Source organism: Serratia liquefaciens ATCC 27592, assembly GCF_000422085.1.
GTDB lineage: Bacteria > Pseudomonadota > Gammaproteobacteria > Enterobacterales > Enterobacteriaceae > Serratia > Serratia liquefaciens.
The window spans coordinates 2,556,002-2,580,554 of sequence record NC_021741.1; the positions used below are offsets into that span (position 1 = coordinate 2,556,002).

The following is a 24,553-nucleotide window of genomic DNA, read 5'->3' on the forward strand; positions in this document are numbered from 1 at the left end:
CACTGCACATTGTATTTTGTGACAAAAAAGCCTCTTTTACTCCCCTTCGTTTTTTGCGTCTGAGCCATAGGTTCTATATATTTATTAACAGGCTCTGAATAAAGATGCGAATATCAGCCCGCATTGTGCATCAGTGGCCAGTATAATCAGTTTGCAAAGATGTTGACGGAACATGTGCTTTCGGGAGCAGAGTAAAGGTCAGTGAGGAACCTATTGCCTCTTGATGTTGCAACCGAGCAGACAACGACTCACAGGTTACGAGGAACTATCATGCATAAAAGAACACTGGCGTCATTGCACTACGATAAAATGCCTTACGATGGGGTGTATTACCATATTTTGAAACGCGAGGCACATGGGCACACGGCGCTGTTGAAACTTGATGCTGGCAGTCACCAGTCAGCCCGCCTGCATCCGGGCTGGGTCAAACTGATGGTCCTGTCCGGTGAGCTTAAGATCGGCGACCAAACCTTGCAGTCCCATGAAATGTTTATGATCCCGGCCAATACCGCCTATACCGTGGATGCTCTCACAGAGGTTTACTGTCTCGCGATTTCCGAACTGGATGGCGTGGAGTTGGCGCGCTAATTCTTGTTCTGCCAGCCTGCCGAACACTGAGCGCAGGCGATAATCCCACTCTATTTTTCAGACCTGTCTATCACGGGCCAACCTTGTTGGCCTGTCAGGCAGTGCCAATAAGGAGGGCGCTTTGAGCCATTCCACAGCGTTGTTAACCAAAATCCAGTCTCTGGAAACGATGTTGCATCAGCCACTGCTGCGAAACGACTCGGTTACGGTGGAAAAACTGCTGCATGATGATTTTGAAGAGATCGGCCGTTCGGGACAGCGCTACAACAAGGGGCATACCATTGCGGCATTGCAGGAAGAAACTGGCCAGGTGCCTATTTATGCCGAAAATTTCAAGCTGTCCACTATTGCCGAAGGAGTGGTGTTACTAACCTACAGAAGTTTTCAGCGCGGCGCCGACGGCAACGTGACCCGCAGTACTTTCCGCTCTTCAATCTGGCTGCGATCGTCGAGCGAGAACGATGACCATTGGCAGATGCGATTCCATCAGGGAACGCCAACGACAGGGTGAATCCATGTAGTTACGGATCCTCCATCAGGCCTATCAACCGTTGCATATTGTCCCCACAGGAAATACCCTCCGGCCGATTTTTGAGGTTGGCGATCATAGCTAATACTGCTTTTTTGCTCTCCTTAAGTTGTTGTTGTAATTGTTCAATCTCGGCTACGCGGGTATTGAGGGAATGGATCAGCCCTTCGTGATCCCAACCCGCTTGATTGTGCGGCAGGAACTGACGTATTTGTTCAAGCGAAAAGCCTGCCTGCTGGGCGTTATCGATGATCTTCAGTACACCTGCAACTTCGGGTGAGTAGTTTCGGTAGCCATTGCCTTGACGTGGAGGAGGGCTGATTAAGCCTTCTGCCTCGTAGAAACGAATCCGGGAAGGAGAGAGCCCCGTTGCCTTTGCCAAATCCCCAATCTTCATACCGTTCGAAAAACCCCTATTGACCTTAAAGCTAACTTTAAACCTATACTCTCTAAACGGTCAACGCAGGACCGAAGGCAAATCCGCTTTCGGGTACAAGGTCCGGAACCGGCCTTTCCTGCGCGTGGCCGAGAAAAGCATCACCCTTTGACTAATTGCTGAATGGGAGAATTGATATGGGTTACGTAACCACTAGCGATGGCGTTGACATTTTCTACAAGGACTGGGGACCAAAAGATGGAAAAGTCATCTTTTTCCATCATGGCTGGCCGCTGTCTAGCGATGATTGGGATGCCCAGATGCTGTTCTTCGTAAACCAAGGATTCCGCGTTGTTGCGCACGATCGGCGTGGCCATGGTCGTTCCAGTCAAGTATCGGAAGGGCATGATATGGATCACTATGCGGATGACGTTGCTGCGGTAGTGAAACATTTGAGCGTGCAAGGTGCCATGCATGTGGGTCACTCAACGGGCGGGGGCGAGGTGGTGCGTTACATCACGCGTCATGGTGAGGATAAGGTATCGAAAGCCGTACTGATCAGTGCTGTGCCGCCGTTGATGGTGAAAACCGACAGTAATCCGCAGGGAACACCCAAATCGGTATTTGATGATTTCCAGGCGCAACTGGCCGCCAATCGGGCGCAGTTCTATTACGATGTTCCCGCGGGACCTTTCTACGGCTACAACCGGCCCGGCGCCAAGCCGTTGGATGCGGTCATCTGGAATTGGTGGCGGCAAGGCATGATGGGCGGCGCCAAGGCTCATTATGACGGCGTCGTCGCGTTCTCACAGACGGATTTCACCGACGATCTCAAACGTATTTCCATCCCGGTGTTGGTGATCCACGGCGATGACGATCAAGTGGTTCCATACCAAGATTCAGGCGTGCTCTCGGCCAAGTTGGTCAAAAACGGCAAGCTTATTACCTACAAAGGTGCGCCGCACGGCATACCTACGACCCATGCCGATCGGGTCAATAGCGATCTACTGGCCTTTGTAAATAGCTGATGCGGGAAACACGGTTCTCGTGAAAAAAACAGGCTCCTTCTGGAGGGGCCTGTCGCCCGGCCCCTTTGGCAGCGCCTATCTGAGTGCGTAAATAGCGCCATACTGCAAAGATGAGAAATTGAAATGCAAACGATTCTGGGGGCCAATGGCCAGATCGCCCAAGAGCTTGCGCGAGAGCTGAAGCGTTCATACACCGATGATCTGCGGTTGGTCAGTCGTAATCCGCGGAAGGTCAATCAAAGCGATGTGCTTATCGCGGCAGACTTGCTGGATGCACAACAGACTCTTGAAGCCGCAAAAGGCAGCGACACGCTTTACTTCGTTGCAGGATTACCACCGGATTCAGCACTGTGGGAGAAACAGTTTCCAACGATGTTAAAAAATGCGTTGGACGCGAGCCGCTCGGTAGGAGCTCATTTTGTTTACTTTGATAACACCTATATGTATCCGCAGAACAGCGATCTGCAAACGGAAGAAACTCCATTCGCGCCTAAGGGGCGAAAAGGGCAAGTGCGAGCATTGATGGCGAATATGGTGCTAAAGGAAATGGAGCAAAAAAATATTCCCGTCACTCTTGGACGTGCCCCCGAGTTCTACGGGCCGGGGAAAACGCAGAGCTTCACCAATGCGTTAATCATCGACAAACTCAAGGCGGATGAAAAACCGCGTGTCCCTGTACGTGACGATACACTACGTACCCTTATCTGGACACCTGACGCCAGCCGTGCGCTGGCTGTTCTTGGCAATACACCCGATACTTCCGGTCAAACGTGGCACTTGCCGTGCTGCGATGATCGACTGACTTACGCTCAATTCGTTTCTTTGGCCTGTGAGGTATTCGGGAAAAATATCTCTTACTCCGTCATCAACAAATGGGTCCTAAGTGTTGCGGGCCTGTTTTCAAAAGGAGCCCGTGAGATTCGGGAGCTGTTACCGCGATATCAGCAGGACAATTTGTTCGACTCGACAAAATTCAAACGCCGCTTCCCAAACTTTAACGTAACGACGTATCGCGAGGGGCTGGAGGAAATCAGGCGTGAGTGGCAGGGCAAAAAGGTTGGTTGAGCAGAAGCAGTTTCAGTGACAATGTCACAATATCGCGTTATGTTAAATAGAGCTTTAGGTGTCTGAGTTCAAATGACAGTGATAACTACATGTAAAACATGATGTTATTTGCTTTTTGTTAGAATTACGACTTACCGGATACTGAACTGAGTCGAAAATTGCTCCTGAATTTTTAGCGACACCTTAGAAACATGGACAGCGCAGCGACAAATTATCCTGGTAAACAGTTCACCGGTGAGCGGATATCCGCGGGTTTTACTCATGGCATAATCGCTCATCATCAACGAGGAAAGAGGATCTGTTTTACGTCAGGGCTACTGATTTGTGCTTTAATGCTGACCAACTCAGGGTGAATATGCAGATATATTGGTCGTTTTAATGCCAGTTAAACAGTGCATTTTGGCGAAATCTGCAAGGGAAATGCTGCCAAGCTTTCACAGATTTCGCGTAGCGCGATCAAAATAAAACAGGGAAAAAGGATGATGTTTAAGAAAGGCAGGCCGAAAATGCTTTTTCGCAGGGAGAACACCACTGCAAGGGGAGCAATCCGCCATGGTGGTGAGTACCGCTGGCAGCGCCATAAGAAACGCGCGATTGATGAGAACTCACCGATGCGGGAAGGCATGCACGGCAGAATGCAACAAGGTATTGATTACACGCCGTTGTTCAAATTTCTGCTGCGTAACGTTGGGCAACCGTGGGTTGATGTGCATCGTGAAGCAATAAGTCGACTGGATAAGGAAGAGCCGATTTTTTATTTGGTTGCATTACAGCGTAAAAATTTGAGCAGCTATGTACGTTATGGCGAATCGAGTTACTACAGCGGGCTTTGCATCGATGAGCAAGGATTGTTGCAGAAGGTTAATCCTGAATTCACTGCAGAAGACGTCCCGGTTCGATGCCGTTGTTGTACGTATACCTTCAATGGTGAACGAGTGCCTGTAACTGAAAAGAACTGGCTAAAACCTTACGAAAAGGAAAACTGGGAATGATGATGAAAGAACAGGTTCTACAGAAAGAAAACCCTTGGGGGCGGGTAGTCAGGTTAAGGACTCAGTTATCTCAACATGCAATTTAACATAATATACATTATGCGCACCTATGTGGCTCTACGTAGAATCTGAGCTTTTGGGCTTTACCATGGCCTTTTATTCATATCCCGTTATGCCGATGCTTTACGCTTAATGCCATGCTGATTCAAACACTCAATGTTTCATCCGGAATCTCTCCGCCATGAAAAGCAAATTCACACTGAGTTTCTTCTCACCGGTTTTGCACTGTGCACTAAAAAGCATTCTCCCTTGTGCCGATGTTTTCCAGAACAGATAACCTTCTTCACGCACAGGATTATGGCAGTTCTCATCTTGGTGATCGTGCATCGTAAATTGTGGCCTGGTGTTTTGGGATGAAATGACATCCATGGCCGGTGCACTAATATGAAACAGGATCAGCGTTTGAACTCATACTGCGTATACAGCAATTCTGGGATAGAAACATCAACTCGCACCTCACTCACCGTGACATTGTCACCTTAACCAAACTGCTTTTATCTGGGCATATGCCCTGTAACCCCGATTCATTCAGCTTGCGCTTGGTGTCCTGCAGCGTTTCCCGCTGATTACTCAGCGTCGCCATCATGCGATCAATCTCCTCAAGCCGCGCATCAAGCTTCTGCATAAGGCTGTCCTGGTACGCCATTCCTTCCAGCGACAGCACGCCGCGGATCGTATCCAGTGCAAAACCCAGATTTTGTCCGATCTGGATAAGATGCAAACGCTCCAGCGAGGTCTCGCTATAAACACGATACCCGTTGGCGCTGCGCGATGCCTTAGGCAGTAATCCCTGTTGCTCATAGTAACGTATTGCCGATGCGGCGAGACCCGAACGCTCTGCCAATTCCCCTATTTTCATTTCGCTTGACCTTAAAGTTAACTTTAATCTTAGGCACGCCAGAACGGTGCGCAGGTTTGGATGCAGATTAACCATCCTGGCCGCCAGGTCATGGCAAGTATGGGGGGCGAAGCCTGGGCACCGTCGGCCGTTCCCGTGGAAATGGGTAAGCACAGCAAGTTATTCGCACAACCGACGGCCATGAGCCAGGCGCAGATCGATGAGGTGATCGAACGTTTTGCTACCACCGCTTATGCTGCCGAACACGCTGGATTTACTGGCGTACAAATCCACGCAGCACACGGCTATCTGCTCTCGCAATTTTTGTCTCCCTTGACCAATAGACGTCACGATCAATGGGGTGGCAGCCTCGCTAATCGTGCTCGCTTACTGTTAGAGGTCGTGGGAGCCGTGCGTGAACGTGTCTCGCCAAGCTTTTGCGTTTCGATCAAGCTAAACTCGGCTGATTTTCAGCGCGGTGGCTTCTCTGAAGAAGATGCGCAACAAGTGATTTTGTTGCTGAATGAATTGCCAGTCGACCTGATTGAACTGTCAGGAGGCAGCTACGAAAGCCCAGCGATGCAGGGTAACGCCGCGGATGGACGCACATTGGCGCGCGAAGCCTATTTTTTGGAGTTTGCCCGCGATCTTGCCGCCGTCGCCCACATGCCGGTGATGACAACGGGAGGTATCGCCCGTAAGTCCGTGGCGCAGCAGGTGTTGGATAGCGGTGTCGCCGTGGCGGGTATAGCAACAGCCATGGCACAGGTTCCTGACCTGCCGCTCCAGTGGAAAGCCGGTAATGAACCTTATGCACTGCCAAAACCGGTAACATGGGAAAATAAAACCATGGCAGGCTTGGCACGAATGGCTTTGGTCACTCGCCGCTTACGCGCACTGGGCGAAGGGCGTACTCGCGCCAGCCGTTATTCCCCCCTGTTTACATTAATCATCAACCAGTTACGTACCAAGCGCATCACCCGTCGTTATCGTCAATGGCGCCAGCAGCGGGCCTAAGCCATCTCGTTACGTGCGCCCTGTCAGCAAAAATAAACTGCATAACATTCGATCGCTTCGCCCTGCTTATCGGGTGAAGCGTAGAGTTACCCTCTCTGTGAGGCGGCAATGGCAATCGTAAGCCATGGAAAGTACTCGCTCACGATTGCCGCAAAAGGATTGGCTTAGATTTAGATAATGTATGAAAGTAAAAAAGTCATCCCCAAAGCCAGCACCGAAGCGATAAAGGTTGCCGTGGTGTAGTACTTGAACGTTTCATTGAGCGTTGCGCCGCAATACTGTTTCACCAGCCAGAACAATGAATCGGTCACTATGGTGCAACCGATAGCGCCAGAGCCTATGGCAATGGTCACGATCTCCGGGCTGACGTCAGGATAGAGCGCTAACATTGGTGCGACAATGGCCGTTGCTCCCATCATGGCAACGGTGGCGGAACCCACAGCCGCATGAAGAATAAGCGCGACTAACCATGCCAACAAGATCGGATGCATATGCAGGTTGGAAAGCATTAACGCCAGGGTGTCCGCTAAGCCGCTGGTCTTCAATATGCTGTTGAAGGCCCCGCCCGCGCCGATGATCAACAAGATATTGGCTATAGAAGCAAAACCCGTTTCCGTGTGGCGCAACAGCGTACTCATCCCCATATGACGGCGGATGCCCAGAACGTAATAGGCCACAAACACGGCAATGAACATGGCGATAATCGGGTTGCCGATAAACTCCATCAGGCCAAACAGACGCCCTTCTTTAGCCAGGTTCAACTCCGCTACCGTCTTCACCAACATCAGCACAATCGGCAATAGCACCGTAAACAACGTTGCCCGCAGCGAAGGCAGCTCATGTTCTTCTCGTACGGTCAGATTGGAAAATTCGGGCGGTACCGGCTTAAACGGCAAGCGTTTCCCCAGCATTTTCAAGAACAACGGCCCACCGACCAGAGACGCTGTTAAACCGACGAGAAGACCGTAAACAATCACCGTTCCTACGTCTGCACCCAGTTTATTGGTCACAAACAGCGCCGCAGGATGTGGAGGAACGACGCAATGCACTGCCATCAATGCAGTACAAAGCGGTATGGCCAGTTTAAGCAGCGAGGTGCCGGTTTTTCTGGCGATGGAAAAAGCCAATGGAATCAATAACACCACGCCCACTTCGACAAACAGTGTGATGCCGCAAACCAAGCCTACCAATACCATAATGACATCGACGGAAAGCCAACGGCAGCGCTGCAGCGCGATACCAATGCGTTCTGCCGCACCGGAAACCTCCATCATCTTGCCAAGAATGGTGCCCAGCCCAATCACCGCGGCCAGGAATCCTAGCGTGCTGCCAATGCCATTTTCTATGGCATTGACCATATCAATTGGGCCCATCCCCATCATGCCACCGACAAAAAAGCTCGCTAACAACAACGCTAAAAAAGGATGAAACTTGAACTTTACGATGGTCAAAATGATGAGTGCAATACTGGCGATCAGCGTGCCGGCAACCCAAATGTGTGAATCCATGGCCCATATCCCCTGTCATTGAATTGTCTTTATTGGACAGGAAAACGACGATCGGTGACAAACGATATAAATCTCACCTCACATGAGCAATACAGAATCAAACGAGTGACTTGCGCCAAGAAATGGTGCAATTTAGCGACATGCATCAACTTTACTCACCAAACTGATGCGTAGAATGCAGGTTTTTATACTTTCAGGGGGAAATATGTCGGGGAACCATCTGCTAACGGGCCAGCACCGATCGCTTAATGGCTGGCAGCTATCACGGCTGTTTACATTTGAAGTGGCGGCTCGACACGAGTCTTTCGCCATGGCGGCGGATGAACTGTCGGTGAGCCCCAGTGCGGTAAGCCATACTATTAATCAACTGGAAGCAAATCTCGGCTTAAAGTTGTTTATTCGTTCTCATCGGAAAGTTGAACTCACCGCTGAAGGTGAACGGGTTTTTTGGGCGTTAAAAACATCATTGGGTACCCTGAACCAGGAAATATTGGATATCAAGAACCAGGCGTTGTCAGGCTCCCTGACGGTTTACTCCCGGCCGTCGATCGCCCAGTGTTGGATCGTGCCGGCCCTGGCCGATTTTTCTCGCCGTTATCCCGCCATCAACCTGACTATTCTGACTGGCAATGAAAACGTCAATTTCCAGCGGGCAGGCATTGATCTGGCCGTTTATTTTGATGCGACTCCCTCATCACAGCTTCATTACCAATACCTGATGGATGAGGCAATTATTCCCGTATGCAGCCCGGAATATGCAGCCAAATTTGAGCTGGTCAATTTTCCTGGCAACCTCTCACACTGCACCCTGCTCCACGATCGTCAGGCCTGGAGCTATGATTCTGGTACGGATGAATGGCATAGCTGGGCTCAACATTTCGGTGTCAATCTGGATACCTCGCCGGGAATAGGATTCGATCGCTCCGATCTGGCCGTCACTGCGGCAGTGAACCACGTTGGCGTTGCCATGGGCCGTAAGCGACTTATCCGCAAGCAACTCAGTACCGGCGAGCTGGTTGCGCCATTGCCCAAAATGGAGCTGAAATGCGATCAGCACTATTATGTATCAACGCTTTCCGACCGCCAGTGGCCAAAAATTGATGCCTTCATCGTTTGGTTAAAAGAGTTGGTAGACAAATCTGAATAGGTTTCACCACGCCAAAAAAATCAGTATCCCGATTGCCGATAATTGCCGTTATCGCATCGGGACTGCCTGGTAACAAGCGGCGTTATAATTATATCATCATCAAGTTAATACTATAATATTGCCAAACCAAATACCGTTTACTGTTTGGATCAGCGTACCTCTCAGAAAATTCGAACTCATTAATATAAATAGCACGTTTTCCAAAGTTGATAACTGTTATGTGTGCTGCCAGATTCTGCATCGCCAATGACGGTCATAATAAAGCACTATAATCCAACAAGTAATAACTTAGGTCACTATAATTAATGTCATTATGGTTATATATGACAACACCCTATCTTTACATCCATTTAATTTAACACCATAAATAAGGGAAATAATGGAACTACATACACGTAACAAAAGGCGAATTCTAACCCTGGCCGCTTTAGCAGGATTGAGTATCACCGCAATGTCTGCTAATGCTTTTGCGCAGGAGCTTTCACCTGTAGTTCAAATGAGCAAGGGGACTATCGAAGGCGTCAAAAATGACGGGTACCTTCAATTCAAAGGTATTCCTTATGCGAAGGCTCCTGTAGGCAGTTTGCGTTGGATGCCGCCGGTTGAAGAAGAAAAATGGTCGGGCACGTTAAAAGCGAACCATTTTGCCAATACATGTGCCACCAAGCTCACTTTGGGTGGGTTTGGGCCAGTAAGCGCTGCTGAAGATTGCCTCTACCTTAATGTTTATACCCCAGCGGTTTTGCCAGAAAACAACAGTAAACTGCCGGTCATGGTGTGGATACCCGGTGGTGGATTAGGTTCTGGTTCGGGTAATGAATACGATGCCAGCAAACTTGTCAGTAAGAATGTTATTGTCGTCACCATGAATTACCGCTTGGGTATGTTTGGGTACTTTTCACATCCGGCATTGAACCACGAGGGGCATAAGGCAATTAATTACGGCACCTTAGATCAGCAAGCTGCCCTAAAGTGGGTAAATAAGAACATCCAATCATTTGGTGGCGATAATCATAATGTCACGTTATTTGGTGAGTCTGCCGGCGGACATAGCGTATTGGCACAAATGGCTTCGCCCGGTGCCAAGGGGTTATTTAACCGCGCTATTGTTTCCAGTGGTTCATTTTCCCTAAAGCAGCCAACAGTGGCTGAAGCAACTAAAATCGGTGAACTGGTTGCCAAGAATGTCGGCTGTTCGGAAGGTACGGAAGAAAAAATGGCAGAATGTTTACGGGCAGTACCCACCGAAACCATTCTGGATAAAGGCGTTAACTATATGACCACCGCACAGGTTGTGACCGATGGTGAGGTGATGCCTGAATCATTGGAGGCCGCTTTTAGCTCCGGCCGCTACAACGTTGTTCCGATTATTAATGGATTTAACACCAACGAGGGCACCTTCTTTGCTGCCATGATGGAGCTGGATTCAGGTAAACCAATAGACAACATCGGTTTTTACGAGGGTCTGAAAGCTTTCTTTGGCGAGAGTGACGCAAACACGCTAATAAAGCGAGCTGCAATCCCTGCCAAGCAGGTCAATCTTGGCCAAGACTACGCAGATTTCTTTGGCCGAGCCAAATTTATCTGTCGCACGCCGATGATGAATAACCTTTTGGCTAAAAACACGCCGGTCTACAGCTATGAGTTTGCGGATAAAACGGCTCCTCAGTTTGCCAAACCTGTGTCGTTCCCGTACGCAGCCGCGCATACCAGTGATTTACAGTATATCTTCCGTGATTTCCATGGCACTACCGGCGAGTTGCATAAACTCAATCCTGCACAAGAGAAACTTTCAATCTTGATGGTGGATTACTGGACCAACTTTGCCAAAACCGGCAATCCAAATGCTAAAGGCCTGCCGGTATGGGGTGTCTACCACCCACAAACCGAATCGACCCTTTATCTACACACCCAAAACACCAAAATGATCGAGGGAATTTCAAAAACCTTCAATTGTGATGAGTTCGCAGGGGTACTCTGAGTCATCTTTAAGGGCCAGTGATAGAAGCATAAAGACCGCACCATGAATCCTCGGTGCGGTCTTTTTTTAAGGCGATTTTCACTGTTCACATTCCCCTATTCCTCACCACTGAGCAACAATAGTTTGAGTGTCTATCTCCGTAGCAGGATATATCATCACGCTTAGTGTCTGTATTATTTTTCGACAGGACTGCGATATATCCAAACAGTTAAAATGGTTGATAACGTGAACCAAACGGCAATTTCTTTTATCAATAACTCAACCATGTAGAAAATGTTTTAACATTTGCAGCATAAAACAGTACAATTCCGTCCGTTAATTTTGCACTGTTTTAGGATATATGTGTCGTTAATTCGGACTGCCACATCGCGAAGCCATCTCCCGGCCTGTCTGGGGATTTTTGCGATCCTGATGTTGTTCATCGCCCCGGTGATCTCTCGATCGCTGGAGCATGCGCGCGTGGGGCAATCTGAAACGGTCGCAATGACAGACTGCGGCATGGATATGTCTGCACATGGCCATCATCCGCCGCCAGAGCCTGGCGCACAAAGCATGACGATGACCATGCAGACCGGCAGCCATAATATGGCGATGATGATGGATGACAGCGCCTGCGGTTACTGTGTATTGCTGATCCATGTCCCCTTGTTAGACTTGGCCAGTTCACCGCTATTCTGGTCTGGTTCGCTGTTGTCGCGCGCCCCTCCGCTGCATTATATCTTCCCGCTATTCGCCCATGTGATCCACTCCGAGTCCCAACCTCGCGCTCCACCAGCATCGCTTCCGATGATTTAAAAATAAATAGACTGCAGCCAAATTATTCCTGTTGAGACTATTCAACCGGGCGGGTTATTTACGCCTGTCGGAATTCCCCACTGCACTCAATAAACATCGCAACCCTGTTGGCATTATTCTCACGCCAAAACCGGGCCAAAGCTTATTAACGGCGGCATGATGCTCCGGGTTTCACTGCGCCTAAATAACCGGCTATTGCGATGTAAAAGTATTTTTAGCGTCAAAATTGACATTAAGGAACGATGATGTTCGGAAAAACCAACAATTATAAGAAGCGCCCTCTCTCCCTGCATATTACTGCGGCTATGCCGCTGTTTGTCCTGGCGGGCTTCAATGCTCATGCTGCACAACAGCACCAGCATGAAGTAGCGGTAAAGGCCAATGATGGCGACGTGATCACCGTCACCGCACCGCTCTATTCGCCGATGACGATAGTGACCTCACCGAAAACCCCTCGCCAGCCAGTGCCTGCCAGCGACGGTTCGGATTATCTGAAAACTATCCCAGGTTTCTCACAGATCCGGAATGGCGGCACCAATGGCGACCCGGTGTTTCGCGGCATGTTTGGATCCAGGCTGAAAATTTTGACCGACGGTGGCGAAATGTTGGGTGCCTGTCCTTCACGAATGGACGCGCCGACTTCCTATATTTCACCAGAAAGTTATGACCTGTTGACGATTACCAAGGGGCCGCAAACGGTGCTTTGGGGAGCAGGATCCTCTGCCGGTACGGTGCGCTTTGAACGAGAACGCCCGCAGTTTGATAAACCAGGCATCAAAGGCAACGCCAGCATGCTGGCCGGTTCCAACGGCCGTTGGGATGAAAACATTGATGCCAGCCTGGGCGGTGAACAAGGTTATCTGCGCCTGATGGGCAATAAATCACGCTCTCATGATTACCAGGACGGCAATGGCGATCGCGTGCCCTCTCGCTGGGACAAATGGAATGGCGATCTGGCACTGGGCTGGACTCCGGACACCGATACCCTGCTGGAAGTGACCATGGGTCGGGGTAATGGTGAAGCGCGCTATGCCGGGCGTAGTATGGATGGTTCGCAGTTCAAGCGCGAAAGCCTGGGCATGCGGGTAGAAAAATCCAATATTGGCGAGGTGTTCGACAAGCTGGAAGCCCAGGTGTATTACAACTACGCCAACCATATTATGGATAACACCACCCTGCGTTCACCCGGCCAAGGCGGCATGGCGATGGGACACATGGGCATGGGGATGCCTATGCACGCAGGCATGACCATGCAGTTGGATCGTCGCACCGTCGGCGGTCGAGTGATGGGAACCTGGCTGTGGCAAGATTTTAAGTTGGAAAGTGGTATCGATACGCAAACCAACACGCATCGCAACAAACGGGGTAACGCCTGGCAAGAGGATGCGCAGTTCCATAACTACGGTGCCTTTGGTGAACTGACCTGGAGCGCGACCGAACAGAGTAAGATCATTAGCGGTGCTCGCCTCGATCGCACCCTGGTGGATAACTACAAAACCGGCAACGACACTGAGCGTTCCGATACGCTGCCGAGCGGTTTTAGCCGTATTGAGCACACATTGGCCGGCATGCCGTTGATGCTGTACGCAGGGATCGGCTATACCGAGCGTTTCCCCGACTATTGGGAGCTGTTCTCCCCGACATTTGGGCCTGGCGGCAACAAGAGTGCGTTTGACAGCGTGAAGAGTGAAAAAACCACGCAGATCGATATCGGTGCTCAATATACCGATAAGCGGTTTAACAGCTGGATATCGGCTTATGTTGGCCATGTGAATGACTTTATCTTGTTCAAATACGATCCGCATCACGCCCGTATCAGCCAGGCCGATAACGTTAATGCCACCATCATGGGCGGTGAAATGGGTATGGGTTACCAGTTGACCGAACACTGGAAGACCGATGCCAGCCTGGCTTATGCCTGGGGGAAAAACACCAGCGACAACCAGCCGTTGCCGCAAATTCCACCGTTGGAGGCTCGCTTTGGTTTAACCTACGAACGAGGCGACTGGAGCAGTACCGGCCTGTGGCGGGTGGTCAGCAGTCAGCACCGCGTAGCCATCAATCAGGGCAACGTGGTCGGTAAAGACTTTGCCGACAGCCCGGGTTTTGGCGTGCTGTCCGCCAATGTGGCTTATAAGGTGAACTCACACGTCAAGCTCAGCACCGGCCTGGATAACATTCTCAATAAAACCTACAGCGAACACCTGAATCTGGCTGGTAACAGTACCTTCGGCTATTCATCGAATACGTCGGTCAATGAACCGGGCCGCACCCTGTGGGCCAAGGTGAATGTCACCTTCTAACCAGGTGCTATGGGGCGGTGTATGCATGCCACCGCCCCATGTTTGTTATTGCTCCGCGCGCTGATTTTGTTATTCACGGGCAATTTGCTGAAATACAGCCGCTCACATGCCTGAAACCGTGCAGATATCTTATGCAACCGACGAGACAATATGCTCTCGCAGCCATTGATGCGCCGGATCGCGATGGGCACGCTCATGCCATAGCATGGTCATCTCGAAGCCCGGCAGCTCGACGGGCGGCTCCACCACCTGCAACGCGCTATTATTGCGTACCAGACGTGACGGCAGCATGGCCACCAGCTCTGAGGTTGCCAGCACCGACATCACAAACAGAAAATGCGGTACGGAAAGCACCACTCGCCGGGTCAAACCGGCTTCCGCCAACACTTTGTCGGTGATGCCGAAAAAGCCCCCGCCGTCCGGCGAAACCATCACATGTTCCAGCTCACAAAACTCAGCCAGTGAAGGTGGTTTTTGCAAGCCTGGGTGTCCGGCTCGTCCCACCAGCACGTAGCGTTCGCTAAACAAAATTCGTTGTCGCAAATGGGCTGGAGCCCCTTCACGGGTATGAAAGGCCAAATCTATCTCACCCTGCTCCGCCTGCCTGGCGATGCGTGAAGGCACTGTCTCGATCACTGCCAGTCTGCTGTTCGGTGCCGCAGCCCGCAGGCCCATCAACGCCGGCTGAACAATGGTTGACTCGCCATAGTCAAAAGCCGCTACGTGCCAGGTATTTTCAGCCACTTTGGGATCAAAGGGCGCTGAAGGTGACACCGCCTGTTCCAGTGCTTCAAGTGCCTGCCGCAGCGGTTCGCGTAACTCGTCGCCGCGTGCGGTGGGCCGCATTCCTCGTGGCCCCGGCAACAGCAGCGGATCGTTAAAGATGTCTCTGAGTTTGGCGAGATGCACACTGACCGCCGGTTGTGAGAAGTTTAAACGTTGTGCCGCCCGGGTAACGTTGTGCTCTGAAAGCAAGGCGTCCAGCGTGACCAGCAGGTTAAGATCCAGACGTCTGATATTATTCATGCTAATACCTGTAATATTAGAAATTCATTTCTAATATACCTTGCAGCAGCCTAACCTGCCTCCATCAATCAATGGAGGTTCCACAATGAATGTTTTAATCGTCTACGCCCACCCTGAACCGCAGTCATTAAATGGTTCACTCAAGGATTTTTCAGTACAGCGGCTCGAAGCTGCCGGCCATGCGGTGCAAGTTTCCGATCTGTATGCCATGCGATGGAAAGCGACGCTCGACGCCAATGACAGTACGGCCCAACCCGGTGATCGTTTCAATCCGTCGCTCGATTCCCAGCAGGCTTTTGCTCAGGGTTTACAGAGCAAAGACATTGAACTGGAACAGGAAAAGCTGCTGTGGGCCGATACGGTGATCTTGCAGTTCCCGCTGTGGTGGTTTTCGATGCCGGCGATCCTTAAAGGCTGGGTTGAACGCGTCTATGCCTACGGATTTGCCTATGGCGTCGGCGAGCACTCTGACGTCCGTTGGGGGGATCGTTATGGTGAAGGCACCCTCGCCGGTAAACGCGCGATGCTGATTGTCACTACCGGCGGATGGGAATCGCACTATGCGCAACGCGGCATCAATGGCCCGATCGATGACATTCTGTTCCCTATCCAACATGGCATCCTGCATTATCCGGGTTTCGAAGTGCTGCCGCCCTTTGTTCTTTATCGTACCGGCCGGGTTGATGAAGCGCGCTTTGCCGAGGCTTGTAACGCACTGGGGCAACGTCTCGATGAATTGGAGCAAACCTCGCCTATTCCCTTCCGTAGGCAGAATGCGGGCGAGTACGAGATCCCGGCATTGACGCTGAAACCCGATATTGCTCCCGGGCGTAAGGGCTTTAGCGCGCATATTGAATAATTAATGGAACCTTCTTCCAACCCACGGTATTGGCCGACGCTAATGAACAGATGCGGTTGGCGCATGAAGAAACTTTCGGGCCGCTGGCAGCCTGCTTCCGTTTCCATACCGAAGAGGAAGTGATTCGCCGGGCTAACGACACGCCTTTCGGATTGGCCGCCTACCTCTACACTCGCGATCTGGCGCGTGCATTCCGTGTCACGCGCCAGTTGGAAAGCGGTATGGTGGGCATCAATGAGGGCATTATCTCGACCGAAGTGGCGCCCTTTGGCGGCGTCAAAGAGTCTGGCCTGGGCCGTGAGGGCGCGGATGTGGGGCTCGAGGAGTATCTTGAGACCCAGTATGTCAATTTGGGGCAACTGGGCGGCGAATAAATAGCTGTTCGGTCATCAATTGCCCCCACTGTGTGCCCGGCTGCTCTTCTGCAAGCACGAAACCGACGCTTTCATAAAGATGCCGGGCCGCATCCAGCCCTTTGAAGGTCCACAGATGGGTTTCGTCAAAGGCATGCTCATCGCAAAAACTGACCGCCCGGTTCAGCAACTGGCGGCCAATACCGCTGCCACGCAGGCTGTCATCGATAATAAATGCGCGCAAGTGAGCACGGTTGTCTCCCAAGCTTTCGCCATCAATCGAAACAGAGCCGACAATGCGATCACCCTTCAGCGCGGACCAGGTCTGGTTTAATGGATTCGACAAACGCCCGGCCAGATCGGCCAATGCCGCGCCCACCGTAGCTTCGAAGAAGGCGCCGAAACCCACGGTGCGGGAATAGTATTGCATGTGCATTTCCAGCGTTCTGGCGGTGAACCCCGGCAGATAGCCGCTGACAATCTCGATGGGTGCTGCAGGAACCGGCGTTTCTCCCAGGCGATGTGCTCGCAACGCTGTGGCATAGCTCTGCAGTCCATTGGCAATGCTGACGCTGGCGTCTGCCGGTAACTGCTCCAGCGCGGTAAGCACTTGACGATCGGCAAAACGATTGATGCCCGCCAGGGTTTCGCGTCCTTGCACCGTCAGCCGCAGGATCTTCTCTCTGGCATCTCGCGCGCTGGCCTGCGTTTCCAACTCCCCGGCTTTGATCAGCTTGTTCAACATGCGGCTGACGCTGGATTTCTCCAGGTTAAGTACGTTGCAAAGCTCGGCGGCGGTATCAACCTGGCGATCGCCTATTTCAATCAACGCATGCACCGCCGATGGCGGCAGTTCGGTTCCTGCCAGGGTATTGCCCATAAAGCCGAGCTCACGCACCAAATGGCGCGACGCATCCCTGATCGGGTGTAAATACGGACTTGGTTGGGTGATTGACATGATCGGCACTCTGATATGGTTGTATAGTGCAACCATATCAGAGTTATTCAGCAGTGCAAAGGGGCATATGTCTTACAGGACAGCGGCCCGTCAACAGGCACGCTCAGGTTTTTTAGGCGCTCTCGCCCTTTTTTAACTCTTTCAGGTACTTGTAAACCGTGGCGCGGCCGAGGGATAACACGTTGGCGATATAGTCGGCGGCGCTTTTGGCTTTAAACGCCCCTTCGTTATACAGGTCAATCACCAACTGCTTTTTCTGTTCACGGCTCAATGAACCCAATGAAGCGTTTTGCTGGCGGATCCACTCGTGCAGGAAGGTATTGATCTTCTCCTGCCAGTCGTCTTTGAATAACTGCTGTGGCTGAGGCTGCAAACGGGTGACCGACAGGAACATATCCAGCGCATTTCTGGCATCTTCAAATGTCGCGGTGCTCAAATTAATGCACAGCAGGTAGCGGGGAACGCCCTGTTCGTCTTTCGCGGCAATGCTCACCGAACGCATTTTCTTGCCGTCCCAGTTGAGTTTTTCGTACGGCCCGGTCACCTGACCTTCGCTGTCGATGTCAAAATCCTCCAAACCGGCATCGTCACCCGGTTTGCGTTTCGACAGATTATTGGCGAGGTACGCCACCTTATTGGTAGAGAGATCGTGTATCACCACTTCCACATTGGGAAAAAACAGTGCAGCAATGCCGTCGGCAACCGACTGCAATAATTCTAATTGGGACGTGGTTTTCAGCACTCTGCTGTTACTCCATAGCGATAAGGCATGATGATATTGGCGAGTTTTCATCATTGGGTCAGCCGCTTAGCATACCTCAGTTGCCCCGCAATGCCGAGCGGGAGAACGGCTAACCGCCCTCCCGAGACTGGCTTATTCCGCCTCGCGATGGCTTTGGTAAAACACATAACCTTCCTGAGCCACGCTGTCTTTGATTCTAAAGCGCCAAACGATCGCCAGGGTGATAAACCACAGCGGCATGCTGCACAACGCTATCAGGGTATCGCGATCAAAGATCATCAGCACCAGCGTGAAGGCAAAGAATGCCAATGTCAGCCAGGTCATTATCACCCCGCCCGGCATTTTGAACAGCGAACGTGCATGCAGGTCGGGCCGCTGTTTGCGGTAAACCAGATAGGCCGCCAGGATCATGCCCCAGCTGTAAACCACCAGTATCGCCGCCACGGTAGACACGATAGTAAATAGCGTCATGACGTTCGGCATCAGGATCAGCAACATCGTCCCCACTACCATGCAAAAGCACGAGAACATCAGGCTGCGGATCGGAATGGCGGTAGTGCGCGAAAGTATCTTGAACTGCCCATGGGCATGCTTCTCCATCGACAAGCCATACAGCATGCGGGTACTGGAATAGACGCCACTGTTGGCTGAGGACATCGCCGAAGTCAGCGCCACAAAGTTGATGACCGCGGCGGCGGCAGGTAATCCCGCCTGATCGAACAGCATCACAAACGGACTGCTGTCCGGTGAAATATGGCTCCATGAGGTTACGGCGATGATCGCCAGCATGGAGAACACATAAAAGATGATGATCCGCACCGGGATAACGTTAATCGCCTTCGGCAGTACCTTGTGTGGATCCTTGGTTTCAGCCGACATGGTGCCCAACAGCTCAATACCGGTGCAGGAAAAGATGGCGATCTGAAAGCCGGCAAAGAAACCAAGAATGCCGTGCGGCATGAAAATAGCAGGATCGGTGATGTTGTTCACCGAGGCTTTAACCCCGTCTGGCGAAGTCCAGCCAATAAACACCATCCAGGCCCCGGTGACGATCAACGCGATAATGGCGATCACCTTGATGATGGCAAACCAAAACTCCGCTTCGCCAAACATCTTCACCGACAGCATATTGAACAGGCACAACAGGCCTAAGGTCAGTAAAGCCGGTAGCCAGGGTGAAACCTCGGGGTACCAGTACTGTATGTAGCCGCCGCAGACCACCACGTCGGCAATGCACGTCACCACCCAGCTCAGCCAATAGGACCACCCCAGAAAGAAGCTGGCTTTCGGCCCCAGGTATTCGGAAACGAAATCGGCAAATGAGCGGTAGTCGAGCTTGGTCAGCAACAGCTCCCCCATCGCTCGCATCACCATAAACATAAAGAAGCCGACAATCACATAGGTCAACACAATAGAGGTGCCGGAAAGCGCGATGGTTTTGCCCGATCCCATAAATAAGCCAGTCCCAATGGCGCCGCCGATGGAAATCAGTTGAATATGGCGCTCGCTGAGTCCGCGTTGCAATGTTTGGGCGCAGTCAGGCCCCTCGGTTGAAGAAGCCTTCAACCGATGTTGCTTACTTTTTGTCATGGTGTTACCTGTCCGTCATTAAGGCGATTAAGCAGCGGACAGCCGCTGCTGCAGGAGTGAAACGCATTGCGCGTTGTACCGGCAAAAAAATTCAGGCAAAACGATACCGTCCCTTTGTTAAAGGGAAGTTAAAAAATGTACGCATCAGAAAACGGCTGTTCGAGCTGCGCGCTAGCCCACATTTAGCATGCGAAGCATGAGCGTGGAGGGTGATTCATTTATTATCAGTCGGTTATGATTATTTTTGTTCAAGAATAAAACGCTGACAACGTCGATTTAACATGAATTTAACTCTGGCGTCAGGAAACGGCATTGTCAACACGACACTTAAATAAAATGAAACTTTTTGATCACATTCAAGCTTCTGAAAAATAGATAAAAACGGGTTTTATGCATTTTTTATGCATAAACCATGAGTAGCTGCCGCAACCACCGTACAAAAGTAATTAACTATTCATTTTTACGCCGTCAAACCGGCTTGAAAGCGGCCTGTGGCCCGATGAGTGGGGGCTAACAAGCCGCGTTTTTAATGGTAAATTTAGCGTCGCAAAAGTGTTATGCACTTAGTAATCCACGGTTAAACAAAATAAATACCTATATATAAAAAGGTTGGTTATGGAAAAGCTATCCTACGCTTCAGAAAGCAGCACAACGGCCTGGGCCACCTATCTGCAACAAATCGACCGCGTTGCACCTTATCTCGGTGAGCTGTCGCGTTGGGTTGATACCCTGCGTCACCCTAAGCGTGCGCTGATCGTTGATATTCCTCTGCAGATGGACGACGGTTCAATCCGCCACTTCGAAGGTTTCCGCGTTCAGCACAACCTGTCGCGCGGCCCGGGTAAAGGCGGCATCCGTTACCACCCAGATGTTGATCTCGATGAGGTTATGGCGCTGTCAGCCTGGATGACCATCAAATGTGCGGCAGTTAACCTGCCTTACGGTGGCGCCAAGGGGGGGATCCGCGTCGATCCTTTCAAACTGTCTGAAGGCGAGCTGGAAAGATTGACCCGCCGCTACACCAGCGAAATCGGCTTTATCATCGGGCCACAGAAAGATATTCCCGCACCGGACGTCGGCACCAACTCCAAAGTGATGGCCTGGATGATGGATACCTACTCCATGAACCACGGCACTACCATCACCGGCGTTGTCACCGGTAAGCCTATCCACCTGGGCGGCTCTCTGGGCCGTGAAAAAGCGACTGGCCGTGGCGTGTTCGTGACCGGTTGTGAAGTGGCCAAACGTTTGGGCGTACAGCTTGAAGGTGCCAAAGTGGCGGTACAGGGCTTTGGTAACGTGGGCAGCGAAGCGGCTCGTCTGTTCGTCGGCATCGGCGCACGCGTAGTCGTGATCCAGGACCACTCAGCGACCCTGTCCAACCCGGATGGCATCGACCTGAACGCATTGACCGAATGGCAAGCCAAGAACAAGCAGATCGCTGGCTTCCCTGGCGCTAAAGAAATCGAAAGCGAAGCTTTCTGGTCCGTCGACATGGACATCCTGATCCCAGCCGCCCTGGAAGGTCAGATCACCCGTCAACGTGCAGAAATCCTCAGCGCCAAGCTGGTACTGGAAGGGGCAAACGGCCCAACCTACCCAGATGCGGACGACGTTCTGCGTTCACGCAACATCACCGTAGTGCCTGACGTTATCTGTAACGCCGGCGGCGTGACCGTCAGTTACTTCGAGTGGGTACAGGACATGGCCAGCTACTTCTGGAGCGAAAGCGAAATCAACGAGCGTATGGACAAGATCATGACCGACGCTATGGTTCACGTTTGGAACAAGTCCGAAGAGAAGAAATGCAGCCTGCGCACCGCGGCCTATATCGTCGCCTGTGAGCGTATCCTGACCGCACGTAAAGAGCGTGGCATTTACCCAGGTTAATGCGTTATCCATCCCGGCTTGCACTGCAGGCCGGGATCATTTCAAAATATCCCCTTCTAACGCAGCAACCTTTTCAACACCTTTCCGGTGCTGGTCATCGGTAACCGCTCGACAAACTCCACGATACGCGGATATTTAAACGCCGCCAGTCGCTCTTTGGTCCAGGTAATCAAGGCTTCTTCCGTTACCGCCTCGTCCAGATCTTTCAACACCACCACCGCTTTAATTTCCTCTCCCAGCGATGGATGTGGCACCCCGATCACCGCCACAAACGAAACCGCCGGGTGGCGAATCATCAGTTCTTCCACTTCTCGCGGATAAACGTTAAAGCCGCCCCGGATAATCACGTCTTTCGACCTGTCGACGATAAAATAAAACCCATCGGCGTCGCGCCGTGCCAGATCGCCGGTTCTAAACCAGCCGTTTTCCAGAACCTCTGCCGTGGCCTCCGGGCGATTAAGATAACCTTTCATCACGTTGTGACCGCGCACCGCTAACTCACCGACCTGATCGATCTCCGTTATCGTTTTGCCGGTGACATCAACCAGCCGGACTTCAACGCCCCAGATCGGTTGGCCGATAGACCCCACTTTGTTGACGCGTCCTGGGTGATTGAAGGTAGCTACCGGGCTGGTTTCCGACAGCCCGTACCCCTCCAGAATGTTAACGCCGAAACGACGGGCAAAATCTTCAATGATTTGCACCGGCAAACTGGCCCCGCCGGAGACCGCCATGCGTAAATTTTTGCGCAACAGCGCCAGATCTACACTGTCGTCCAACGCGTTCAGCAGTGCCCAATACATGGTAGGTACGCCGGCGAAAAAAGTGATGGCGTGCTTTTGCATCAGCGAGATAGCCAGCTTTGCATCAAAACGGGGCACCAGCACCAGCGTTGCTCCCAAGGCGAAGCCGGCATTCATCTGGACGGTTGAGCCGAAAGTATGGAACAGCGGCAGCGTTACCAAATGGCGATCGGGGCGTTCAACCGAGCTATTGAATAACTGCACCGAACCCAGCGCATTCAACACCAGGTTGGAATGGGTCAACTCCGCTCCTTTGGCACGGCCGGTGGTTCCGCTGGTGTAAAGGATCACTGCGGTGTCGGACTCCAGGGTGCTGGCGCTGTCAAAATCGGTAGGTTGCTGGCGAATGGCCTGGCTGAAGCGGTCACCGCTCAGCGGCAGGCTGTCACCGATAATAATAAAGTCGCGGCACGGTTGCGTAGCATCGAACGCGATTTTTGCCTCTTGCCCCAAGGTTAATCCATGGCCCCCTTCAAAACAAAAGAAGGCCACCGCCTGCGAATCCTGCAGGTAGTATTCAAACTCCCCCGCCTTCAGCAAGGTATTTAACGGCACCACCACCGCACCCGCTTTGAGAATGCCGAAGTAAATCGCCGGAAACTCCCAACGGTTTGGGCAGGCCAACGCCACCCGCTCCCCCGGTTTCACGCCCCGAACCCTCAGCAGATGGGCAACCTGATTGGCGAGCTGATCGAGTTCGCCATAGCTAAGCTGGAATTCGTCCTGAACCAGCGCCAGACGATCGGGGAAAGTACGCGCACTCTCTTCAAGCAATGTGGCCAAATTAAGCATATGGGGGTCTCATGAGCAGAAACCGGGAAGCCCGGTCAGTCGATAATTGAGATACTGCGCCACCTCATTGAGGTTGATCTCCCTGAACCGCCTCCGGCGGTAAAATCAGTATAGATGCACCTACGCCAGAAGCAGGTTCGCGTTCCACACACCGGTAGGCTATATGTTAGGGATTATTCCTCCCGGAGATCCCCGTATGAGCAAGAAAAAGATCCTGATGCTGGTTGGTGATTACGCTGAAGATTATGAAACCATGGTGCCCTTTCAGGCATTGCAGATGATTGGCCATCAGGTGGACGCCGTCTGCCCGGACAAGGCCAAGGGTGATTACATCATGACGGCAATCCATGATTTCGACGGCGCGCAGACCTACAGTGAAAAACCTGGCCACCGTTTCACTCTGAATGCCGACTTTGCCGCGGCAAAAGAAGAAGACTACGACGCGCTGTTGATCCCCGGCGGCAGAGCGCCCGAGTATCTGCGCCTGAACCCGCAGGTGATCAAGCTGGTACAGGCTTTTGACGCCGCACGCAAACCCATCGCCGCGGTGTGTCACGGCCCGCAGCTGTTGGCCGCCGCCGGGGTGTTGAAAGGCAGAACCTGCAGCGCCTATCCGGCCTGCGCCCCGGAAGTGCAGCTGGCCGGTGGCCACTTTGCGGATATCGGTATCGATCAGGCCCATGTTGACGGCAATCTGGTGACCGCCCCTGCCTGGCCGGCGCATCCACAATGGCTGGCGAAATTTGCCGAGCTACTGGCACAGTAACTCCGTTAAAAGGCCCGCAATTTCTTTGCGGGCCTGAAACTGTATTCGGCGCGATGAGTTAACTCATCCAATATTGGGAATATCGCGATATCATTTTAATTGTTCAATCAGAAAGTGGATGTCGTAAAGCCAGCGTTTGGCCCGTGCGGATCGCACCAGCATATAAACATACAATGGCCGGATCCTTTCCATTTCAAGATCCCAGTGATTCGCGCGACGATTTGATGAGGAGAACAATAACGCCGACTTTGACTCCTGACGAAAATACAGCTCATGATTGTAATTGCTGCTGTCGATGAGAAAGGCGTCGAAATAGCCACGCATCAGCGTTTCCGACATTGGCAAGGAGAGGTGCAGCTCTTTGTTTATTTCCGTATTGAGAGTAACGGCAACTCCCTTTTTAAGCAGGCTGGGTGAATTATAGCGATCAATCACTGAAATGACCTGTTGCTGAATATCACTTTCCATTTCAACCTCAATATATTTGGCCGCGGGGATGATGCGATATTATTCAGACCCTGCTGATTGTGGCGAGTTCTCCATCGTC

Annotated in this window: 21 protein-coding genes and 2 pseudogenes; 14 read left to right on the top strand and 9 right to left on the bottom strand. The window is 51.8% G+C overall.

Features of this window, described 5'->3' with window-relative positions; all coding sequences use genetic code 11:
• Positions 1-270: 270 nt before the first annotated feature.
• Both M495_RS11980 and M495_RS11985 read left to right on the top strand, forming a co-directional pair.
• Entirely contained in the window at positions 271-588 is a 318-nt protein-coding gene (locus M495_RS11980; protein WP_020826922.1) for a cupin domain-containing protein, read from the top strand.
• A gap of 121 nt (positions 589-709) precedes the next feature.
• Positions 710-1,099: a nuclear transport factor 2 family protein gene (locus M495_RS11985; RefSeq protein ID WP_020826923.1), complete on the top strand. Its 390-nt coding sequence runs from the start codon at positions 710-712 to the stop codon at positions 1,097-1,099.
• Positions 1,100-1,109: 10 nt separating this feature from the next.
• Here M495_RS11985 and M495_RS11990 read toward each other — a convergent pair whose 3' ends face one another.
• Positions 1,110-1,514, bottom strand: coding sequence for a MerR family transcriptional regulator (locus tag M495_RS11990; protein WP_020826924.1), 405 nt, complete (start codon positions 1,512-1,514; stop codon positions 1,110-1,112).
• A gap of 176 nt (positions 1,515-1,690) precedes the next feature.
• Here M495_RS11990 and M495_RS11995 point away from each other — a divergent pair, with 176 nt between their 5' ends.
• From M495_RS11995 to M495_RS12005, 3 genes are all read left to right on the top strand, one after another.
• Entirely contained in the window at positions 1,691-2,521 is an 831-nt protein-coding gene (locus M495_RS11995; RefSeq protein WP_020826925.1) for an alpha/beta fold hydrolase, read from the top strand.
• 123 nt (positions 2,522-2,644) lie between these two features.
• Complete coding sequence (locus tag M495_RS12000) at positions 2,645-3,586, top strand: SDR family oxidoreductase (protein WP_020826926.1); 942 nt, start codon at positions 2,645-2,647, stop codon at positions 3,584-3,586.
• A 479-nt stretch (positions 3,587-4,065) separates the two neighbouring features.
• Positions 4,066-4,578: a hypothetical protein gene (locus M495_RS12005; RefSeq protein ID WP_020826927.1), complete on the top strand. Its 513-nt coding sequence runs from the start codon at positions 4,066-4,068 to the stop codon at positions 4,576-4,578.
• A 520-nt stretch (positions 4,579-5,098) separates the two neighbouring features.
• Here M495_RS12005 and M495_RS12010 read toward each other — a convergent pair.
• Positions 5,099-5,497 (bottom strand): MerR family transcriptional regulator, encoded by a 399-nt coding sequence (locus tag M495_RS12010; protein ID WP_020826929.1) that lies wholly within the window; start codon positions 5,495-5,497, stop codon positions 5,099-5,101.
• 48 nt (positions 5,498-5,545) lie between these two features.
• Between M495_RS12010 and M495_RS12015 the strand changes: the two are divergent.
• A pseudogene (locus tag M495_RS12015) lies at positions 5,546-6,493 on the top strand (oxidoreductase); the annotation flags it as partial.
• A gap of 170 nt (positions 6,494-6,663) precedes the next feature.
• On the opposite strand, the gene dsdX reads toward M495_RS12015, so the two are convergent.
• Positions 6,664-8,001, bottom strand: a complete 1,338-nt coding sequence (dsdX, locus tag M495_RS12020) for a D-serine transporter DsdX (protein ID WP_020826931.1) — start codon at positions 7,999-8,001, stop codon at positions 6,664-6,666.
• Positions 8,002-8,206: 205 nt separating this feature from the next.
• Here dsdX and dsdC point away from each other — a divergent pair, with 205 nt between their 5' ends.
• The 4 genes from dsdC (at position 8,207) to M495_RS12040 (ending at position 14,227) form a co-directional block, all read left to right on the top strand.
• Positions 8,207-9,148, top strand: coding sequence for a DNA-binding transcriptional regulator DsdC (gene dsdC / locus M495_RS12025; protein ID WP_020826932.1), 942 nt, complete (start codon positions 8,207-8,209; stop codon positions 9,146-9,148).
• A 379-nt stretch (positions 9,149-9,527) separates the two neighbouring features.
• Positions 9,528-11,129 carry a carboxylesterase/lipase family protein gene (locus tag M495_RS12030; protein ID WP_020826933.1) on the top strand — a complete coding sequence of 534 codons (1,602 nt, stop codon included), beginning with the start codon at positions 9,528-9,530 and terminating at the stop codon, positions 11,127-11,129.
• Positions 11,130-11,471: 342 nt separating this feature from the next.
• Positions 11,472-11,924 (top strand): DUF2946 domain-containing protein, encoded by a 453-nt coding sequence (locus M495_RS12035; RefSeq protein WP_071846564.1) that lies wholly within the window; start codon positions 11,472-11,474, stop codon positions 11,922-11,924.
• Positions 11,925-12,166: 242 nt separating this feature from the next.
• Positions 12,167-14,227, top strand: coding sequence for a TonB-dependent copper receptor (locus tag M495_RS12040; protein WP_201766291.1), 2,061 nt, complete (start codon positions 12,167-12,169; stop codon positions 14,225-14,227).
• A 129-nt stretch (positions 14,228-14,356) separates the two neighbouring features.
• Here the strand turns inward: M495_RS12040 and M495_RS12045 are convergent, their stop codons facing one another.
• Complete coding sequence (locus M495_RS12045) at positions 14,357-15,253, bottom strand: LysR family transcriptional regulator (RefSeq protein ID WP_020826937.1); 897 nt, start codon at positions 15,251-15,253, stop codon at positions 14,357-14,359.
• 85 nt (positions 15,254-15,338) lie between these two features.
• On the opposite strand from M495_RS12045, the gene M495_RS12050 reads away from it, so the two are divergent.
• Positions 15,339-16,112, top strand: coding sequence for an NAD(P)H-dependent oxidoreductase (locus M495_RS12050; protein ID WP_020826938.1), 774 nt, complete (start codon positions 15,339-15,341; stop codon positions 16,110-16,112).
• A pseudogene (locus M495_RS12055) lies at positions 16,112-16,486 on the top strand (aldehyde dehydrogenase family protein); the annotation flags it as partial. The gene M495_RS12050 and the pseudogene M495_RS12055, both read left to right, overlap by 1 nt.
• On the opposite strand, the gene M495_RS12060 reads toward M495_RS12055, so the two are convergent.
• The 3 genes from M495_RS12060 to M495_RS12070 form a co-directional block, all read right to left on the bottom strand.
• Positions 16,458-17,423, bottom strand: coding sequence for a bifunctional helix-turn-helix transcriptional regulator/GNAT family N-acetyltransferase (locus M495_RS12060; RefSeq protein WP_048758876.1), 966 nt, complete (start codon positions 17,421-17,423; stop codon positions 16,458-16,460). The pseudogene M495_RS12055 and the gene M495_RS12060 overlap by 29 nt on opposite strands.
• Before the next feature lie 112 nt (positions 17,424-17,535).
• Entirely contained in the window at positions 17,536-18,165 is a 630-nt protein-coding gene (locus M495_RS12065) for a helix-turn-helix transcriptional regulator (RefSeq protein ID WP_020826941.1), read from the bottom strand.
• A gap of 132 nt (positions 18,166-18,297) precedes the next feature.
• Complete coding sequence (locus tag M495_RS12070) at positions 18,298-19,755, bottom strand: amino acid permease (protein ID WP_020826942.1); 1,458 nt, start codon at positions 19,753-19,755, stop codon at positions 18,298-18,300.
• A 615-nt stretch (positions 19,756-20,370) separates the two neighbouring features.
• On the opposite strand from M495_RS12070, the gene M495_RS12075 reads away from it, so the two are divergent.
• Entirely contained in the window at positions 20,371-21,645 is a 1,275-nt protein-coding gene (locus tag M495_RS12075; RefSeq protein ID WP_020826943.1) for a Glu/Leu/Phe/Val family dehydrogenase, read from the top strand.
• A 56-nt stretch (positions 21,646-21,701) separates the two neighbouring features.
• On the opposite strand, the gene M495_RS12080 is transcribed toward M495_RS12075, so the two are convergent.
• Positions 21,702-23,240: a long-chain-fatty-acid--CoA ligase gene (locus M495_RS12080; protein WP_020826944.1), complete on the bottom strand. Its 1,539-nt coding sequence runs from the start codon at positions 23,238-23,240 to the stop codon at positions 21,702-21,704.
• Between the two features lie 196 nt (positions 23,241-23,436).
• On the opposite strand from M495_RS12080, the gene M495_RS12085 reads away from it, so the two are divergent.
• Complete coding sequence (locus M495_RS12085; RefSeq protein ID WP_020826945.1) at positions 23,437-24,006, top strand: DJ-1/PfpI family protein; 570 nt, start codon at positions 23,437-23,439, stop codon at positions 24,004-24,006.
• Between the two features lie 90 nt (positions 24,007-24,096).
• Here the strand turns inward: M495_RS12085 and M495_RS12090 are convergent, their stop codons facing one another.
• The gene (locus M495_RS12090) at positions 24,097-24,474 is read right to left on the bottom strand and encodes a DUF1493 family protein (RefSeq protein ID WP_020826946.1); all 378 of its coding nucleotides are present in this window, start codon (positions 24,472-24,474) and stop codon (positions 24,097-24,099) included.
• Positions 24,475-24,553 lie beyond the last annotated feature (79 nt).

What these genes read in the sequence shown, in the direction of transcription:
- M495_RS12070 (WP_020826942.1), bottom strand. Translation starts at nt 19,755, where the DNA reads ATGACAAAAAGTAAGCAACATCGGTTGAAGGCTTCTTCAACCGAGGGG.
- M495_RS12060 (WP_048758876.1), bottom strand. Translation starts at nt 17,423, where the DNA reads ATGTCAATCACCCAACCAAGTCCGTATTTACACCCGATCAGGGATGCG.
- dsdC (WP_020826932.1), top strand. Translation starts at nt 8,207, where the DNA reads ATGTCGGGGAACCATCTGCTAACGGGCCAGCACCGATCGCTTAATGGC.
- dsdX (WP_020826931.1), bottom strand. Translation starts at nt 8,001, where the DNA reads ATGGATTCACACATTTGGGTTGCCGGCACGCTGATCGCCAGTATTGCA.
- M495_RS12080 (WP_020826944.1), bottom strand. Translation starts at nt 23,240, where the DNA reads ATGCTTAATTTGGCCACATTGCTTGAAGAGAGTGCGCGTACTTTCCCC.
- M495_RS12010 (WP_020826929.1), bottom strand. Translation starts at nt 5,497, where the DNA reads ATGAAAATAGGGGAATTGGCAGAGCGTTCGGGTCTCGCCGCATCGGCA.
- M495_RS12090 (WP_020826946.1), bottom strand. Translation starts at nt 24,474, where the DNA reads ATGGAAAGTGATATTCAGCAACAGGTCATTTCAGTGATTGATCGCTAT.
- M495_RS11990 (WP_020826924.1), bottom strand. Translation starts at nt 1,514, where the DNA reads ATGAAGATTGGGGATTTGGCAAAGGCAACGGGGCTCTCTCCTTCCCGG.
- M495_RS12045 (WP_020826937.1), bottom strand. Translation starts at nt 15,253, where the DNA reads ATGAATAATATCAGACGTCTGGATCTTAACCTGCTGGTCACGCTGGAC.
- M495_RS12040 (WP_201766291.1), top strand. Translation starts at nt 12,167, where the DNA reads ATGATGTTCGGAAAAACCAACAATTATAAGAAGCGCCCTCTCTCCCTG.
- M495_RS11980 (WP_020826922.1), top strand. Translation starts at nt 271, where the DNA reads ATGCATAAAAGAACACTGGCGTCATTGCACTACGATAAAATGCCTTAC.
- M495_RS12005 (WP_020826927.1), top strand. Translation starts at nt 4,066, where the DNA reads ATGATGTTTAAGAAAGGCAGGCCGAAAATGCTTTTTCGCAGGGAGAAC.
- M495_RS12050 (WP_020826938.1), top strand. Translation starts at nt 15,339, where the DNA reads ATGAATGTTTTAATCGTCTACGCCCACCCTGAACCGCAGTCATTAAAT.
- M495_RS12085 (WP_020826945.1), top strand. Translation starts at nt 23,437, where the DNA reads ATGAGCAAGAAAAAGATCCTGATGCTGGTTGGTGATTACGCTGAAGAT.
- M495_RS11995 (WP_020826925.1), top strand. Translation starts at nt 1,691, where the DNA reads ATGGGTTACGTAACCACTAGCGATGGCGTTGACATTTTCTACAAGGAC.
- M495_RS12000 (WP_020826926.1), top strand. Translation starts at nt 2,645, where the DNA reads ATGCAAACGATTCTGGGGGCCAATGGCCAGATCGCCCAAGAGCTTGCG.
- M495_RS12075 (WP_020826943.1), top strand. Translation starts at nt 20,371, where the DNA reads ATGGAAAAGCTATCCTACGCTTCAGAAAGCAGCACAACGGCCTGGGCC.
- M495_RS12030 (WP_020826933.1), top strand. Translation starts at nt 9,528, where the DNA reads ATGGAACTACATACACGTAACAAAAGGCGAATTCTAACCCTGGCCGCT.